The following is a 15,149-nucleotide window of genomic DNA, read 5'->3' on the forward strand; positions in this document are numbered from 1 at the left end:
GGGGCAGATGGCTGGAATAGTCTGCATCCATTGTCTATATGCCGGATCATGAATCAAATCAGTGCCATAGGTCTGCCGTTCATGAAGATGCACGGGCTGGGAAACGACTTTGTTGTCGTGGACGAACGGGGAATCACTCCGCGCGTCGATGCCAGTATCGCAATTGCGATGGCCGACAGGCATCGCGGGATCGGATTTGACCAGCTTGCGGTGCTGTCTGATGCGGCGGATGCGGACGTGCATCTGACATTCTGGAATAGTGACGGCTCGCAGTCGGCGGCCTGCGGCAACGCGACGCGCTGCATCGCACGTTGGATGATGGACCAAAGCGGGCAAGACGCTTTGGCGATCACAACGGACCGGGGCGCGTTGCAGGCCGTGGACGTGAATGGCTTGGCCTCTATCAACATGGGCCAGCCGCAGCTTGATTGGGCCGACGTGCCACTTGCCCGCGAAATGGACACGCTTGAGCTGCCGATAGACGGCGCGCCCACCGCAACCGGCATGGGCAATCCGCATTGCACGTTTTTCGTGGACGACGCCGAAGCTGTTGATCTGGCCCAGCGCGGCGCCGAGATCGAGCACCACCCGCTTTACCCCCAACGCACCAATGTGCAGTTCGCCCAAATCATCGGCCCAGATCACATCCGCATGCGTGTTTGGGAACGCGGCGTGGGTATCACGCTTGCCTCCGGCTCATCCTCTTGTGCAACTGCTGTGGCCGCCGCGCGGCGTGGTCTTACAGGGCGCAAGGTCCAGATCGACCTCGATGGCGGTACGCTGCATATCGACTGGCGCGATGATGTTGTCTGGATGACAGGCCCAACGGCGCATGTCTTCGACGGTGTCTGGCATGGCTAACGCGCCCGTTTTTTCAAACCACGGCTGCCGCCTGAACGCCTACGAGACCGAGGCGATGAAGGAATTGGCCACGCAGGCAGGCGTCACCGACGCTATCGTCATCAACACCTGCGCGGTCACGGCGGAGGCCGTGCGCAAGGCAAAGCAGGATATCCGCAAGCAACGTCGCACTAACCCTGACGCCAAGATCATCGTCACAGGCTGCGCCGCGCAAACCGAACCCGCCACGTTCTCGAACATGGGCGAAGTCGACGTGGTCATCGGCAACACAGAAAAGATGAACCCTGCCACATGGGCGCAAATGGCCCCCGACCTGATCGGCAAGACCGAGCCCGTGCAGGTGGATGACATCATGTCGGTCACCGAAACCGCAGGCCACCTGATCGACGGTTTTGGCACACGCTCCCGCGCCTATGTGCAGGTGCAAAACGGCTGCGATCATCGCTGCACGTTCTGCATCATCCCATATGGCCGTGGAAACTCCCGCTCTGTGCCCGCTGGTGTCGTGGTTGACCAGATTAAACGCCTTGTGGATCGCGGCTTTCAGGAGGTCGTGCTGACGGGCGTTGACCTCACCTCTTGGGGTGCAGACCTGCCAGCCGCGCCAAAGCTGGGCGATCTGGTCATGCGCATCCTGAAGCTGGTGCCGGACCTGCCCCGCCTGCGGATCAGTTCGATCGATTCGATTGAGGTGGACGACAACCTGATGCAGGCCATCGCGACAGAGCCGCGCCTGATGCCCCACCTGCATCTCTCGCTGCAGGCAGGCGACGATATGATCCTGAAACGGATGAAGCGCCGCCACCTGCGCGATGATGCCATCCGCTTTACCGAAGAGGCCACGAAACTGCGCCCCGACATGACCTTCGGCGCAGACATCATCGCGGGCTTCCCGACAGAGACCGACGAGATGTTCAGCAATTCACTTGCTTTGGTGAAAGACTGCAATCTGACGTGGTTGCATGTCTTTCCCTACTCGGCCCGTCAAGGCACGCCTGCCGCGCGGATGCCCGCCGTAAACGGCAAGATCATCAAGGACCGCGCAGCCCAGCTACGTGCCGCCGGTGATGCGCAAGTCAGCAAACATCTTGCCGCGCAGATCGGCCAGACGCATGCCATCCTTATTGAGAACCCGCGCATGGGCCGCACCCCGCAGTTCGCCGAAGTACATTTTGACAGCGACCAACCCGAAAGCCGGATCGTCACCGCGCAAATTCAGGCAGCCACGGACACATATCTCGCGGCTTAGGTCTCGCTTTTTACAAAATACTCACCTTTAATCCCGCCCGAAACATAAAGGGCGCGACGCATGACCATCTGGGAAAATCAAACTGCAATCGTCACAGGCGGCGCATCGGGCTTGGGTGAGGCCACGGCGCGAAAGCTCGCTGACAACGGACTGCAAGTTGCGATCTTTGATATGAATGCCGCGCGTGGTAGGACGGTCGCTGAGGAGATTGGCGGCACGTTCCACACGGTTGACGTGACCGATGTGGACAGCGTTGCGACCGCCATTGGCAATATTTCCGGCCCGATCCGCGTTATCGTTAACTGTGCGGGCATCGCGCCCGCCGCGAAAACCGTGTCCCGCGGCGAAGCGCATGATCCTGCACTTTTTGCAAAGACCATTCAGGTCAATCTGATCGGCAGCTTCATCTGCGCATCACAAGCTGCTGCCGCAATGACAGCGCTTGACCCGCTGGATGATGACGGCACACGCGGCGTCATTGTGAACACCGCATCCGTTGCAGCTTTTGACGGGCAGGTCGGGCAAGCCGCCTATGCGGCCTCTAAGGGTGGCATTGCAGGGCTGACGCTGCCGATGGCCCGCGATCTGGCCGACAAGGGCGTAAGGGTTTGTGCCATCGCGCCCGGCTTGTTTCTGACACCAATGCTAGAGGGCCTGCCGGAAGAGGTGCAAACATCGCTTGGCACACAGGTGCCGTTTCCATCACGTCTGGGCAGCCCTTCGGAATACGCCAAACTGGTGTGTCACATCCTTGATAATCCGATGCTGAACGGCGAGGTGATCCGCCTTGATGGCGCGATCCGCATGGCCCCGCGCTAGGCCGGGGCTGGCGTTGCTTTCCACAGCGGCACAAACAGGGACAGGCAGGCAACAGCCTGAGCAACCGCTGTGATCTGCCAATACCAGGCAGGCACAAACGATACCGACCAGATTTGCGCCAGTGCATAGATCGCGCCCAGCGCGGTCACAAAGAATGCAAGCCAAGCCACGCTACGCCGTGCGCGCGACAGCCCGCCCGCCAGCATCACAAACAGTAATCCCACACCAACCAAGGCCAGCGTGGGCAGCGACACACCACCAACGACAATCATCGCGATATAAAGGACGCCGCTGAGCGCGGTCATAAGCGTGGCCGTGCGGTATGGTCCGGAAAGATAAGACATCAGCAACGCCCCTACACAAAGTCCATGAATACGCCAAAAGGCATCTCGCGCAGGCGCGTGCCTGTTGCGGCATAGATCGCGTTGGCAAGTGCTGCGGGGGCCGGCGGCACGCCCGGTTCACCAATCCCGCGCACCTCGCGTCCGTTCTCAAGCCCGCGCACGATGACCTCTGGCGCCTGATGCATCCGCATCCCGACGTGCTCATAGAAGTTCTCCTGCTGCGCCATACCATCGGCATAGGTGATCTCGGAATTGATCGCGTGACCCAAACCCCAGATGACACCACCGGCGACCTGCGCTTCAAAGTTCACGGGGTCCAGCACGCGGCCCACGTCACACGCCGCATAAACGCGGTCAATTTTGATCCCACGGTCGGTTTGCGTGACCTCGACCACCTCGGCCATTGGAACACCAAAGCTTTCGACCATCGCGACGCCACGGCCCTGCCCCTCGCCCATCGGGCTGCCCCAGTTGGACATCTCGGCGGCGGCCTCAAGCACGCGGCGGTGGATCTCGTTGTTGCACAGGCGCAGACGCTCCTCCATCGGATCGGCACCTGCGGTGTGGATCAATTCATCCAGAAAGCTTTCGGCGAAAAAGCCGGATGTGGACGCACCGACCGACCGCCAAGAGCTGACAGGCGCAAGATCAGGCACCGCATAGCCGCGCACCCGCAGATGCGGCACGGCGTAGGGCATGTTCCACGCGCCAGCGACGATCTGCATATCCGGCCCCGGCATCGGCTGGCCCAAACGCTTGGCCTGTGACCGTGCGGCGGACACCGTGGCGATATCGAGAGCCCAGCTTTCGACCTGCCCGTCTTTGACCGTGCCTGCCGACCGCGACATCCCGATCTGGCGGGGATAGTCGTGAGTGAAATCTTCCTCGCGGCTATAAGTCAGCTTGACCGGTGTGCCGCGCATCTGCGCTGCAATCTCGGCGGCAAAGATCACGTTATCAAACTCAAGCCGGTGGCCAAAGCTGCCACCCATGAACTGGTTATTGAAGACCACGTCGTCCGGATCACAGCCGACGATCTGCGCAACCTTCAGCTTGGCGAAACCCGGCACCTGATGGCCGACCCAAACCTCCGCCCCGTTTTCATCGGCCCGCACAACAGCGCTAAGCGGTTCAAGCGGCTGGTGCGCGACATATGGGGCGCGGTATTCCGCAGTGACCAATTCCGCCCCGTCTTGGGCCGCAGTCACATCGCCATCGGCACGCCATTCCCGATCAAGCCGTTCTGGCACAAAGCTGGCAGACACCTCTTCCCAGTGCTGGTCCATTTCGGCCGGATACGGTGCGGGGCCCCAGTCGAAATCAATCGCATTGGCCGCCTGAATGGCGCGCCATGTGTTGTCGGCGATCACGGCAACACCGCCCGAGACCGGAACGACCTGTTGCACGCCCCGCATGCCTTCGGCGGCGCTGGCGTCGTAGCTGTTCATGCCGCCACCCTGACGCGGGTTGGTTTTGACAGTGGCGTGGACCATCCCGTCAATCGCTACATCAATCCCGTATTGCAGGGTGCCGGTGGATTTTCCGACAACATCTGTCCGGTCCATATCTTTGCCGATCAGGCGCCACGTGTCGGGACTGCGCAGCGTGACATCCGTCACCGGTTCAAGCGTGGCAGCTGTTGCAGCCAGTGCCGTGTAGGGCATCTGCGTGCCGTCGGGCAGCACCACAGCACCTTGCGAGGTTGTCAGGTCTGCCACTGCGACGCCGCTTTCAACCGATGCGGCCTGTTTGAGCGTCTCTCGCGCCACGGCCCCGGCTATGCGCAGCTTTTCGTAGGTGTCAGGCATCGATGATGACCCGCCGGTCAGTTGCAGGCCAAGCACCTTGATCGCGCTGCTTGCAACACCGCGCATCAGTTCGGCGGCGGCGCTATAATCAAACGACATCATCGGCACAGCATCATTGGCAATGCCCGAATTATAATAGGCTGCGTCAGGCTGGCCAAAGGACACATCGACCTGATCCAGATCAACATCCAACTCCTCGGCAATCAGCGCGACCTGCGTTGATTGCACGCCCTGCCCGCTGTCGGCATGTGGCGCGATCAAAGTAATCCGCTCGCCCGTCACCATCACAAACGGATTGAACGTGGCTTCGCCTTCGCCCAGTCCGGCGACCAGCGGGTTGTCATGCGGCTTTTGCACCAGATACGTGCCAAAGGCGACGCCGCCCAACACAGCGGTTGAGCCGACAAGAAAGGCGCGGCGGCCAAAGGTTTTTGCGCGTCCCATACTCTACGCCTCCTGCATCTTGGCAGCGGCGGTCTTGATCGCGGCGCGGATGCGCGGATAGGTCCCGCAGCGGCACAGGTTGCCCGTCATTTCCGCATCAATATCATCGTCGGTTGGTGCGGGGTTGAATTTCAGCAGCGTCGCCGCCTGCATGATTTGCCCTGACTGGCAGTATCCGCATTGTGCGACCTGATGCTCGACCCAAGCCTCTTGCAGGGCGTGCATTGCATCTGGCGTGCCCAGCCCCTCAATCGTGGTTACTTCGGTGCCCTCGGCATCCACCGCCCAGACCTGACAACTGCGCCGCGCTTCGCCATCGACATGCACCGTGCAGGCCCCGCATTGCGCCACGCCGCAGCCGTATTTGACACCTGTGATCCCAAGCTCGTCGCGCAGAACCCACAAAAGCGGCATGTCATCTTCGACATCCACGGTCACAGGGTTCCCATTCAGTGTGAATTGCATCGGCTTTCTCCGTTTCCAGTGTCAGTCTGTACGTGATTGTATAATTGGACAATTACAGTATATATGTCCAAATTGACAACATGTGTCAACACAGCGAAAAGTCTTACATGAACGCCCGACAGATCAAAATTCTTGACGCCGCGCAGTCGGTCTTTGTGCGCTATGGCGTCAATCGGGCCACCATGAACGATATTGCCAAAGAGGCAGGTATCGCACGCCAGACGTTATATAATGCTTACCCCAGCAAAGACGATGTGCTGCGCGCCGCCGTGGCCCACTTTGACACGCAGTGCCAGCAGCTGGTGCTGGCCGATTGGGCCAAAGCGACGACCCTTGGTGAAAAGCTTGATGCGTTTTTTGCCCATGTGCCGCTGCGGTTTTATGATCTGGCTGCCACTTGGCCGGACGCGCCGCAGATGTTTGAAGGATTACATGCCGCAGCCCAGCAGGAAATGGATGCGATTGCCACAGTCTGGATCGGACACTTCACCGACGTTGTGATGCAGGCAACAACCGACGACACCATGGGCGCTCAACGGGCAACTGACATTGCGGAGTTCATCTACGCCACCAGCCTGAACGCCAAACACAACGCCAAGGATCGCGCGGCAGTTGAAACACGACTTGGTATTCTCAAACAGTCCGTCCTTGCACTGCTTGGCGTCCGGCCCGATCACAACGAAGGCCGCGCCTGAGATGCACCCCAATCCCGCCTTTCGCAAAGTCGAAGACGCCCGCAACATCGCGTTCGCCCGCGACCGTGCGTTTGGCATGCTGACAGTGAATGCTGCCGATGGACCGCTCATATCGCACGTGCCATTTGCCCTGAACGAAAGCGGCACGATAGCCGATCTGCACCTTGTGCGCTCCAACCCGATCCTGCGGATGCTAGACGCACCGATGCCTGCTTTAATCGCCGTCGCTGGGCCTGATGCCTATGTGTCGCCGGATTGGTATGACACGCCCGATCAGGTGCCAACGTGGAACTATGTCGCTGTGCATCTGCGCGGCACGCTGGAAAAGCTGCCGCAGGACGCGATGCGCGACATGCTCGATATGCAGTCCGCGGTGTATGAAAAGCGCCTTACGCCCAAGACGCCATGGACCGCCGATAAGATGACGCCAGAGGTGCTGGACAAGATGATGCGCCAGATCGTGCCGTACCGCCTGACAGTCGCCAGTATCAACGGCACATGGAAGCTGGGCCAGAACAAGCCTGACGCCGTACGCGTTGCGGCGGCAGATGCGATGCACAGCTCGGATATCGGGTCAGAGGTGGCCGCACTTGCCGACTTGATGCGCGACCCGCCACAAGACTAGGGTGCTATAGCCCCCGCAAAAGGATCACCTTGATGAAATTGCTTATGTCACCGCCCTCACCCTTTGCCCGCAAGGTCCGCGTGATGCTACGCGAGGCAGCTTTGCTGGACACAGTTGAAGAGGTCGAGGTCTCGACCACACCGCTTGCCACCGCGCCAGAGGTTATGGCGGCCAATCCGCTGGGCAAAATTCCCGCGCTGATCCGCACAGACGGTCCTGCCATCTACGACAGCCGCGTCATCACGCGCTTTCTTGACGATCATGCAGCGGCCAACATGTATCCCGAATCGCGCATTTGGGAGGTTCTGACACTTGAGGCCACAGCCGACGCGATCATGGAGGCATGCGTCACCATCACCTACGAGGGCCGCCTGCGGCCAGAGGCACAGCAATCGCCTGAGTGGATGGAAGCGCAATGGTCAAAAGCCAGCCGCGCGCTTGACGCGATCAACAGCCGCTGGATGAGCCACCTAAGCGGTCCGCTGGACATGGCGCAGATCGGTGTGGCCTGCGCACTGTCCTATATCGACCTTCGCCATGATGCCCGTGGCTGGCGTGATGGACGGGCCGAACTTGCCGCGTGGCACGCCAAGTTTGACGCGCGCGACAGCATGCAATCCACCCAGCCCTGAAAATCAACCACACGCGATGCGGTATCTGCTACGTTTCGCCGCATCCTGCCCGTGATCTGCAAGAAATCGTTTCAGTTGGTCGGAAACGGGCCTAAATAGCGTGGCCCTCTCCCCGCAAAGGCAATCGGGCGAGAAGGTGGAAGTTTGAAGGTAGCAGGACGAAATTTATGACGAAGTCGACAAGGCAAATGGCTCAGGACGATGCGCTAAAGCATTTTAGCGCATCCCGCGTCGCAATGGTTCTGACCAATCCTAAAATGGATGACGACCCGATCATCTACGTAAACAAAGCCTTTGAACAGCTGACCGGATACACCGCGAATATGGCCGTGGGGCGCAATTGCCGTTTTCTGCAAGGTGACGGCACCGAAGCCAAGGATGTTGCGATCATCTCGGAGGCGCTGAAGAAGTCGCAGGAAATTGGCGTTACGCTGAAAAACTACCGTGCCAATGGTGAGTCGTTTCAAAACGCTCTTCTCATTTCGCCTATTGAGGACTCTGACACAGGCGAAGTGTTGTATCATGTCGGGCTTCAGGTCGAGGTGGACGAGGACGACAAGACCAAACGCCTTGAAGCGTTCGAAAATACGGTCGATGAAATCCAGCACCGTGTGAAGAACCACCTGTCGATGATCCTTGGCCTGATCCGCCTTAAATCCCGCGAGATGCAATCCGAAGGCGGCGCAGGGCTCCAAGATTTGTCGCGCCGAATCGAAAGCCTGCAACTGCTTTACGAGGAAATGTCAGCTGCGCAGGCCGACAGCAACGAAGATAAGATCCAGCTTGGGTCATATATTGGCCGCGTTGCCAATGCGATTGCCCACCTTGATGGCCGCCCCGGCGTTCGGATGAACGTGACGGTTGAACCTTTGATGGTGGAAACCGAAACCGCCGTGCGGATCGGCCTGATCGTGTCCGAGGTGCTGACAAACGCGATGCAGCATGCCTTTACTGACCAAAAGTCGGGCCTTGTCGAACTTCGTGTGACCCGCACAGACGACGGCGGCATGCGCGCGCTTGTAACGGATGACGGTGTTGGCCTGCCCGAAGGAATCGAATGGCCCAATCCCGATGGTATGGGCGGGCGGATCGTGATGGGGCTGTGTCAGGGTCTAGGTGCCACATTGAACGTATCGCGCGGCGCTGTGGGCACGATTGTCACGCTTGATGTGCCGATGGCTGACTGATCCGCGTCAGTCAGTGAACCGCCACGTATCGGCACCGTCAAACTGACGGACGGGGATATCAGCCCATTGGGGTGATTCCACCAGATTGAGATTGATCGCGGCATTGCGCGAATCTCCCCCCTCTTGCGATAGCCAATGGGTCGTGCAGCCGCATGTGCGGCAGTGATGAAAGGCCAGCGAACGGTCACCACAAAGATACGCGCGCGTGGCGTCGGGGTTCGCGATGATGGTGATCACGCCAAGCGGGCCGTGCCCCCATGTGACGCCCAAACGCCTGCAAATGCTGCAGTTGCACCGCACCGCCGCCTTTGGCAGCCCGTCATAGCGCACTTTGACAGCGCCGCAGTGACATGCACCTTCAAGCATAATCGCCCTTTCTGCCTTAGAACGAGACCTTTTGTTATGACCTGCGCCTTATTGTCCGCTGGACGCAGGCTGTTTTGGGGGCTAGATAGCCATGCAAGATGGCACTTTACCCAAGATGCCTGACTTTTTCGCGTGGGCGCAAGCCCCACCCAAAACCCGGAGATGTACCCCGTGTCACAAGCAGACGATCACCAGGGAACCCGTCGCGACTTTATCTACTACGCCACCGCAGGTGCGGGCGCAGTTGTTACAGGCGCGGCTGTCTGGCCACTGGTCAACCAAATGAACCCATCCGCAGACGTTCTGGCGCTTGCGTCGATCCGCGTGGATGTCAGTGTCGTGAACCCCGGCACCCAAATCACCGTGCTGTGGCAGGGTAAACCGGTCTTTATCCGGTCCCGCACCGAAGAAGAGATCGCCGAGGCGCGCTCTGTCGATGTCTCCGACCTGCCCGATCAGGACGCGAACAACGCCAACCTTGGCGAAGTGCCCGCAACAGACGAAAACCGGTCGCTTGACGATCAGGGCCAGTGGTTGGTGCAGATGGGTGTGTGTACGCACCTTGGCTGCGTGCCATTGGGTGACAGCGGCGACTTTGGCGGCTGGTTCTGCCCTTGCCACGGGTCGCACTACGATACATCGGGCCGCATCCGCAAAGGGCCGGCTCCGCGCAACCTTCCTGTTCCCGTCGCTGAATTCATCGACGAAACAACCATTCAACTCGGTTAAGGAGAGACACCCATGGGCGGCATTCCCCACGACCATTACGAACCATCCTCAGACTTTGAGAAAGGCATGCAAAAGCGCCTGCCAATCATCGGTCTGCTTCATGACACACTGATGATCCCCACACCCAAGAACCTGAACTGGATGTGGATCTGGGGTATCGTCCTGACTTTCGCTCTGGTGATGCAGATCGTCACCGGCATCGTGCTTGTGATGCACTATGTGCCGCACGTCGATATGGCGTTTTCGTCCGTTGAACACATCATGCGTGATGTGAACGGCGGCGCGATGATCCGCTATTTCCACATGAACGGCGCATCGCTGATGTTCTTTGCGATGTATATGCACATCTTCCGCTCGCTCTATTACGGTAGCTATAAGGCCCCACGCGAAGTGACGTGGATTCTCGGCTCGCTGATGATGGTGCTGATGATGGGCATCGCGTTCATGGGCTACGTTCTGCCATGGGGCCAGATGTCGTTCCACGGTACTGCCGTGATCACCGGCCTGTTTGGCGCGATCCCGTTTGTGGGTGAAGCCGTGCAGACATGGCTGCTGGGCGCTGGCGCCGTTGGCCAGCCTGCGTTGAACCGTTTCTTCTCGCTGCACTATCTGCTGCCGTTCATCCTGCTGGGTCTGACGATCCTGCACATCTGGGCATTCCACACCACGGGTAACAACAACCCGACAGGTGTCGAAGTACGCCGCACAAGCAAGGAAGAAGCACAGAAAGACACACTGCCTTTCTGGCCATACTTCGTGATCAAGGACCTGTTCGCACTGGCGATCATCCTTGTGGTGTTTGTGGCGATTGTGGGCTTCATGCCTAACTATCTGGGTCACCCCGATAACTACATCCCGGCCAACCCGCTGGCGACACCATCGCACATCGTGCCAGAATGGTACCTGCTGCCGTTCTACGCCATCCTGCGTGCCTTCGACAGCGAAGTGTGGCTGGTCATCGCAGTTGAGTTCCTGTCGTTCGGAATCATCGACGCCAAGTTCTTTGGTGTGATCGCGATGTTCGGTGCGATCGTGGTGATGGCGCTGGCGCCATGGCTTGACACATCGTCGGTCCGCTCTGGCCGGTATCGGCCGATGTTCAAGTGGTGGTTCGCGCTGCTGGTCGTCGACTTCATCGTTCTGATGTGGGTTGGCGCACGTCCTGCAGAAGGCATTTATCCGTATATCGCCCTGCTGGGTGCGACCTACTGGTTCGCCTACTTCCTTGTCGTCCTGCCGCTGCTTGGTGTGCTTGAAAAGCCGCTGACACCGCCGGACACCATCGAAGAAGACTTTAATGCGCACTACGCGCCGAAGGTCGGTGGCACAAAAACCATCGTCAATCCGGCAGAGTGAGGAAAGAAAACATGACTATTTTCCGCAAACTCTCATTGGCAGCAGCACTGGCCCTTTCGGCCAGTATCGCAACCGCCGCTGAATACGAGACAACGATCACAGATTACGACTTCTCTTTTGAGGGTCCGTTCGGATCGTTCGATCAGATGCAGCTGCAGCGCGGCCTGCAAATCTACACCGAGGTCTGTTCTGCCTGTCACGGGCTTGAGCATCTGGCATTCCGCAACCTGCACGACGAGGGTGGCCCTGCCATGCCCGAAGATCAGGTTTTTGCCTATGCCGAGTTCTACGATGTCTGGGATGCTGAATTGTTTGATGGTGAGGGTGATTTCCGCCCTGCGACGCCAGCTGACAAATTCCCGGCCTCCAGCCTGTCCAACGCACCTGACCTGACACTGATGGCCAAGGCGCGCGCAGGTTTCCACGGCCCTTACGGCACAGGTATCTCGCAACTGGTCAACGGTATGGGCGGCGCTGAGTACATCGCATCCCTGCTCACCGGCTACGTTGAAGAGCCCGAGTGCGCGCTGGAAGGCGAGCCTATGGACGGCTACTATAACGTCGCATTCTCGGCCGGTGGTTATCCCGAAAGCTGCTACGACCACGGTCACCGCACTGTGCCAGGTTCATGGATCGCGATGGCACCGCCACTTTACGGTGATGACGTCGAGTTTTCGAACGGTGAAGTAAACACATTGGAAAGCGGCGCACAGGACATCGCGGCATTCCTGATGTGGACAGCCGAACCCAAGCTGATGGCCCGCAAAGAAGCAGGCCTGACCGGCGTGATTTTCCTGACTGTGCTGTCCGTTCTGTTGTATCTGACAAACAAGCGCATCTGGGCGCCACACAAGCATAAAGACGAAGAAGCGTAAGACGCTGCTTCCTCTGCAAGTAATCGAAAGGCCCGCCAATTCGGTGGGCCTTTTGCTTTTTTCGGTGTGGTCTATTTGGGCAGGCGTCCGGTCAGCACCGCCCACAGCGTGCCCCAGCCGGTCATGACCTTCTGACCCTGATCTGCCAGCGCGATGTGGTCAGGGCGATCCTCTGCAAAAATTTCGCGCACGAGTGTCCAACCGGTTTGATCGTCGAAAAGACCCTGACCGTAGGTGTAGCTTTTGGTATGACGGGGCTTGTGCCAGATGCACGAACCGCATGCCGCGCAAAATCCGCGCGACGCAATCCGTGACGACGCCCATTCAGTAACCTGTCCGGTCAGCGCCACAGTCTCGCTGGCCACAACGCCCATCCAAAGGCCACCGGTCCACCGTCTGCACATCTTGCAATGACAGACGCCATAGGTTTTCGGCGCGACCACTTCAAACCTGACAGCGCCACACGCACAGCGCCCTGTCAGGTGGCTGTTCATGTGTCAATCCCCAGATAATCGCGCAAGGCGGGGGGTGGGGCATCAAATATCTGCTGTGTGCTGACGGGGGCATGCGCCGCACCATCCGCGACAAGCACCACCTGATCCGCCACTGCCAGCGCATCATCTGGGTCGTGCGTTACCATCACGACCGTCTTGCCAGCGGCGACCAGCACCTCGCGCACCAGTCCCAGCATGTCGCGCTTCAGCGCGGGGCCAAGGGCGGAAAAGGGTTCGTCCAGCAGCACAAGCGGACGGTTTGCCACCAACACGCGGGCCAGCGCCACACGGCTTTGTTGACCGCCTGACAGCGCAGCAGGTTTGCGATCAGACAGGCCGCTTAGGCCAACCTGATCCAGCGCCGCAGCAACCGCCGTTTCATCAGCAGCTTGCAGCCGCAGGTCCGGTCGCACCCCCAGCGCCACGTTCTGCCGCGCGGTCAGATGCGGGAACAGGTTGTTGTCCTGAAACAGCATCGCAACGGGTCGCTTGCCGGGGGGGTGTCCGTTCAAGACCGTGCCGTCCCACGTCACCTGCCCCTTGGCGGGCTCCAAAAATCCCGCAACAGCTGACAGTAGCGTGGATTTGCCGCCACCTGACGGGCCAATCACCGCCGTAACGCTACCCGCCGCAATCATAAGGTCGGCTGTCAGGACAAAGCTGCCCTGTTGCATCGTCACCGTGTCAAACGTCAGCATTGATGCGCCCTCCCCTGTCACAAATCCAGAATAGCAGCAAACTCAGGCCCACCAACAGCAGCCCAGCGCCCGCGGCCTCTTCCATGCGGTAGCTGCCCATCAGGCGATACATTTCAAGCGGCAGCGTGGCGTTTTGCTCATCAGCAAACAGCGCGATGACGCCCAGATCACCCATCGACAGGGCTGCGGCCAATCCCGTAGCAAAGCCAAGTGGGCGGCGGATGCGCGGCAGAATGACCAGGCGCAGCACGGTCCATCCCCGCATTCCCAGATGCGCGGTCAGCCGGCCATAATCGGCCTGCACGCTTTCCACTGCTGGCGCGAGGGATCGTAGGGCGAAGGGCAAGGCAAGTGCCGCATTCACCAGCGCCGTCACCGGCAAGGCCAGATCGGACGGGCGCACAAATGGGAACACCATCAGGAACAACCCGGTGCCCACCACCAACGACGACGCAGCCAGCGGCAACACACCGATCACCGCCACCAGCCGCCCGCCGCGCAGGGCGAGCGTCAGGGCCATAATGGTCGTCAGAAACGCAGATACGATTGCCACGCCAACAGACCGCGCCGCTGCGGGCCAAATGCCGCTATAGGGATCGATTAGTCCGGGAACGCCGCGCACAACCACCATCGCCAACGGCACAATCAGGAACAAGGTTGCTACTGCGATCCAAAGAAAATCGGCCAGCCGCGACCCGTCCCAGCGCTGCACCACACGGTCCAGTCCCGCGCCAAAGCCATCAACCGCTGTGACCTGCCACGCCAGAAGCGCCGCAACAGCGCAAATCACAAACTGTACACAGGCCAGCAGCGCCGCCCGCCCCAGATCAAAATCGAAGCGGACCGCCTGATAGATGGCAAGCTCAACCGTGGTCGCGCGCGGCCCACCGCCCAGCGTCAGCGCCACCGCGAAACTCGTCAGGCAAATCAGGAAAACCACAAGCAGCGCGCCCGGCACCACACGGCGCAACATGGGCCATTCCAGCAGCCGCCCCACCGGCGCGTTCAGGGTCGCAGCCAAGCGGAATCTTTCAGACGGGATCGACAGCCAGCCTTGCAACAGCAGGCGCGTCGCCAGCGGCAGATTGAAAAACACGTGAGCCAGCACAACGCCGTGGTAGCCATAGATCGACACAGGCGGCAGGCCCATCAGGCCGAGCAGGTCGTTCAGCACTCCACCGCGTCCGAAGACGGCAAGCAGGCCCAAGACAGCGACGATAACAGGCAGCAGAAACGGCGCGCCCAACAGAGTGATCAGCGCAGAGCGCCCTTTGAACTCGCGCCGCGCCAACGCACGCGCAACGGGCACCGCAAGACCAACACTCAGCAAGGCGGACAGCACAGCTTGAGACACGGTAAAGCGCACGGCAGCCCAATCCGCCGCCTGCAATCCGCTGCCAAACTCGGCCCGCCACGCTACAGCGATCAGCGTGCCAAGCGTCAGCAAACCGACCAGCGCCCCCACGAACAACGCGGGGACGCGGGCCATCATGTTACCTGTG

17 protein-coding genes are annotated in these 15,149 nt (G+C 59.9%); 10 read left to right on the forward strand and 7 right to left on the reverse strand.

What is annotated here, in order from left to right:
* The first annotated feature begins 48 nt into the window (after positions 1-48).
* From dapF to V8J84_RS00945, 3 genes are read left to right on the forward strand one after another with little or no spacing between them, the layout of a single operon-like run.
* Positions 49-861, forward strand: coding sequence for a diaminopimelate epimerase (gene dapF / locus V8J84_RS00935; RefSeq protein WP_339927663.1), 813 nt, complete (start codon positions 49-51; stop codon positions 859-861).
* Positions 854-2,110 carry a tRNA (N(6)-L-threonylcarbamoyladenosine(37)-C(2))-methylthiotransferase MtaB gene (gene mtaB / locus V8J84_RS00940; RefSeq protein WP_339927665.1) on the forward strand — a complete coding sequence of 419 codons (1,257 nt, stop codon included), beginning with the start codon at positions 854-856 and terminating at the stop codon, positions 2,108-2,110. The genes dapF and mtaB overlap by 8 nt, the downstream gene beginning before the upstream one ends.
* 60 nt (positions 2,111-2,170) lie before the next feature.
* Positions 2,171-2,929: an SDR family NAD(P)-dependent oxidoreductase gene (locus V8J84_RS00945; protein WP_339927667.1), complete on the forward strand. Its 759-nt coding sequence runs from the start codon at positions 2,171-2,173 to the stop codon at positions 2,927-2,929.
* Here the strand turns inward: V8J84_RS00945 and V8J84_RS00950 are convergent.
* Genes V8J84_RS00950 through V8J84_RS00960 form a run of 3 tightly spaced genes read right to left on the reverse strand, consistent with a single transcriptional unit; the run spans position 2,926 to position 5,990 of the window.
* Entirely contained in the window at positions 2,926-3,273 is a 348-nt protein-coding gene (locus tag V8J84_RS00950; protein ID WP_339927669.1) for a hypothetical protein, read from the reverse strand. The genes V8J84_RS00945 and V8J84_RS00950 overlap by 4 nt on opposite strands.
* Positions 3,274-3,284: 11 nt before the next feature.
* Positions 3,285-5,525 carry a xanthine dehydrogenase family protein molybdopterin-binding subunit gene (locus V8J84_RS00955; RefSeq protein WP_339927671.1) on the reverse strand — a complete coding sequence of 747 codons (2,241 nt, stop codon included), beginning with the start codon at positions 5,523-5,525 and terminating at the stop codon, positions 3,285-3,287.
* Between the two features lie 3 nt (positions 5,526-5,528).
* Positions 5,529-5,990 (reverse strand): (2Fe-2S)-binding protein, encoded by a 462-nt coding sequence (locus V8J84_RS00960; protein WP_339927673.1) that lies wholly within the window; start codon positions 5,988-5,990, stop codon positions 5,529-5,531.
* 107 nt (positions 5,991-6,097) lie between these two features.
* Between V8J84_RS00960 and V8J84_RS00965 the strand changes: the two genes are divergently transcribed.
* From V8J84_RS00965 to V8J84_RS00980, 4 genes are all read left to right on the forward strand, one after another.
* A complete protein-coding gene (locus V8J84_RS00965; protein ID WP_339927675.1) occupies positions 6,098-6,685 on the forward strand; it encodes a TetR/AcrR family transcriptional regulator in 588 nt (195 codons plus the stop codon).
* A gap of 1 nt (position 6,686) precedes the next feature.
* A complete protein-coding gene (locus V8J84_RS00970) occupies positions 6,687-7,310 on the forward strand; it encodes an FMN-binding negative transcriptional regulator (protein WP_339929036.1) in 624 nt (207 codons plus the stop codon).
* Between the two features lie 32 nt (positions 7,311-7,342).
* Positions 7,343-7,942, forward strand: coding sequence for a glutathione S-transferase (locus V8J84_RS00975; protein WP_339927677.1), 600 nt, complete (start codon positions 7,343-7,345; stop codon positions 7,940-7,942).
* A gap of 167 nt (positions 7,943-8,109) precedes the next feature.
* Positions 8,110-9,129 (forward strand): PAS domain-containing protein, encoded by a 1,020-nt coding sequence (locus V8J84_RS00980; RefSeq protein WP_339927678.1) that lies wholly within the window; start codon positions 8,110-8,112, stop codon positions 9,127-9,129.
* Between the two features lie 6 nt (positions 9,130-9,135).
* Here V8J84_RS00980 and V8J84_RS00985 read toward each other — a convergent pair whose 3' ends face one another.
* Positions 9,136-9,495: a GFA family protein gene (locus tag V8J84_RS00985; RefSeq protein ID WP_339927683.1), complete on the reverse strand. Its 360-nt coding sequence runs from the start codon at positions 9,493-9,495 to the stop codon at positions 9,136-9,138.
* 171 nt (positions 9,496-9,666) lie between these two features.
* On the opposite strand from V8J84_RS00985, the gene petA reads away from it, so the two are divergent.
* From petA to V8J84_RS01000, 3 genes are read left to right on the forward strand one after another with little or no spacing between them, the layout of a single operon-like run.
* Entirely contained in the window at positions 9,667-10,224 is a 558-nt protein-coding gene (gene petA / locus V8J84_RS00990) for a ubiquinol-cytochrome c reductase iron-sulfur subunit (RefSeq protein WP_339927685.1), read from the forward strand.
* Between the two features lie 12 nt (positions 10,225-10,236).
* Positions 10,237-11,580, forward strand: a complete 1,344-nt coding sequence (locus tag V8J84_RS00995; RefSeq protein ID WP_339927687.1) for a cytochrome b — start codon at positions 10,237-10,239, stop codon at positions 11,578-11,580.
* Positions 11,581-11,591: 11 nt separating this feature from the next.
* Positions 11,592-12,455, forward strand: coding sequence for a cytochrome c1 (locus V8J84_RS01000; protein ID WP_339927689.1), 864 nt, complete (start codon positions 11,592-11,594; stop codon positions 12,453-12,455).
* 71 nt (positions 12,456-12,526) lie between these two features.
* Here V8J84_RS01000 and V8J84_RS01005 read toward each other — a convergent pair whose 3' ends face one another.
* From V8J84_RS01005 to V8J84_RS01015, 3 genes are read right to left on the reverse strand one after another with little or no spacing between them, the layout of a single operon-like run.
* On the reverse strand, positions 12,527-12,949 hold the full coding sequence (locus V8J84_RS01005; protein WP_339927691.1) for a GFA family protein: 423 nt from the start codon (positions 12,947-12,949) through the stop codon (positions 12,527-12,529).
* Positions 12,946-13,647 carry a thiamine ABC transporter ATP-binding protein gene (locus tag V8J84_RS01010; RefSeq protein ID WP_339927692.1) on the reverse strand — a complete coding sequence of 234 codons (702 nt, stop codon included), beginning with the start codon at positions 13,645-13,647 and terminating at the stop codon, positions 12,946-12,948. The genes V8J84_RS01005 and V8J84_RS01010 overlap by 4 nt, the downstream gene beginning before the upstream one ends.
* A complete protein-coding gene (locus V8J84_RS01015; protein WP_339929038.1) occupies positions 13,634-15,136 on the reverse strand; it encodes a thiamine/thiamine pyrophosphate ABC transporter permease ThiP in 1,503 nt (500 codons plus the stop codon). The genes V8J84_RS01010 and V8J84_RS01015 overlap by 14 nt, the downstream gene beginning before the upstream one ends.
* Positions 15,137-15,149 lie beyond the last annotated feature (13 nt).

Origin of the sequence: Yoonia sp. 208BN28-4 (assembly GCF_037543925.1) — a bacterium.
In the GTDB taxonomy this organism is placed as follows: Bacteria; Pseudomonadota; Alphaproteobacteria; order Rhodobacterales; family Rhodobacteraceae; genus Yoonia.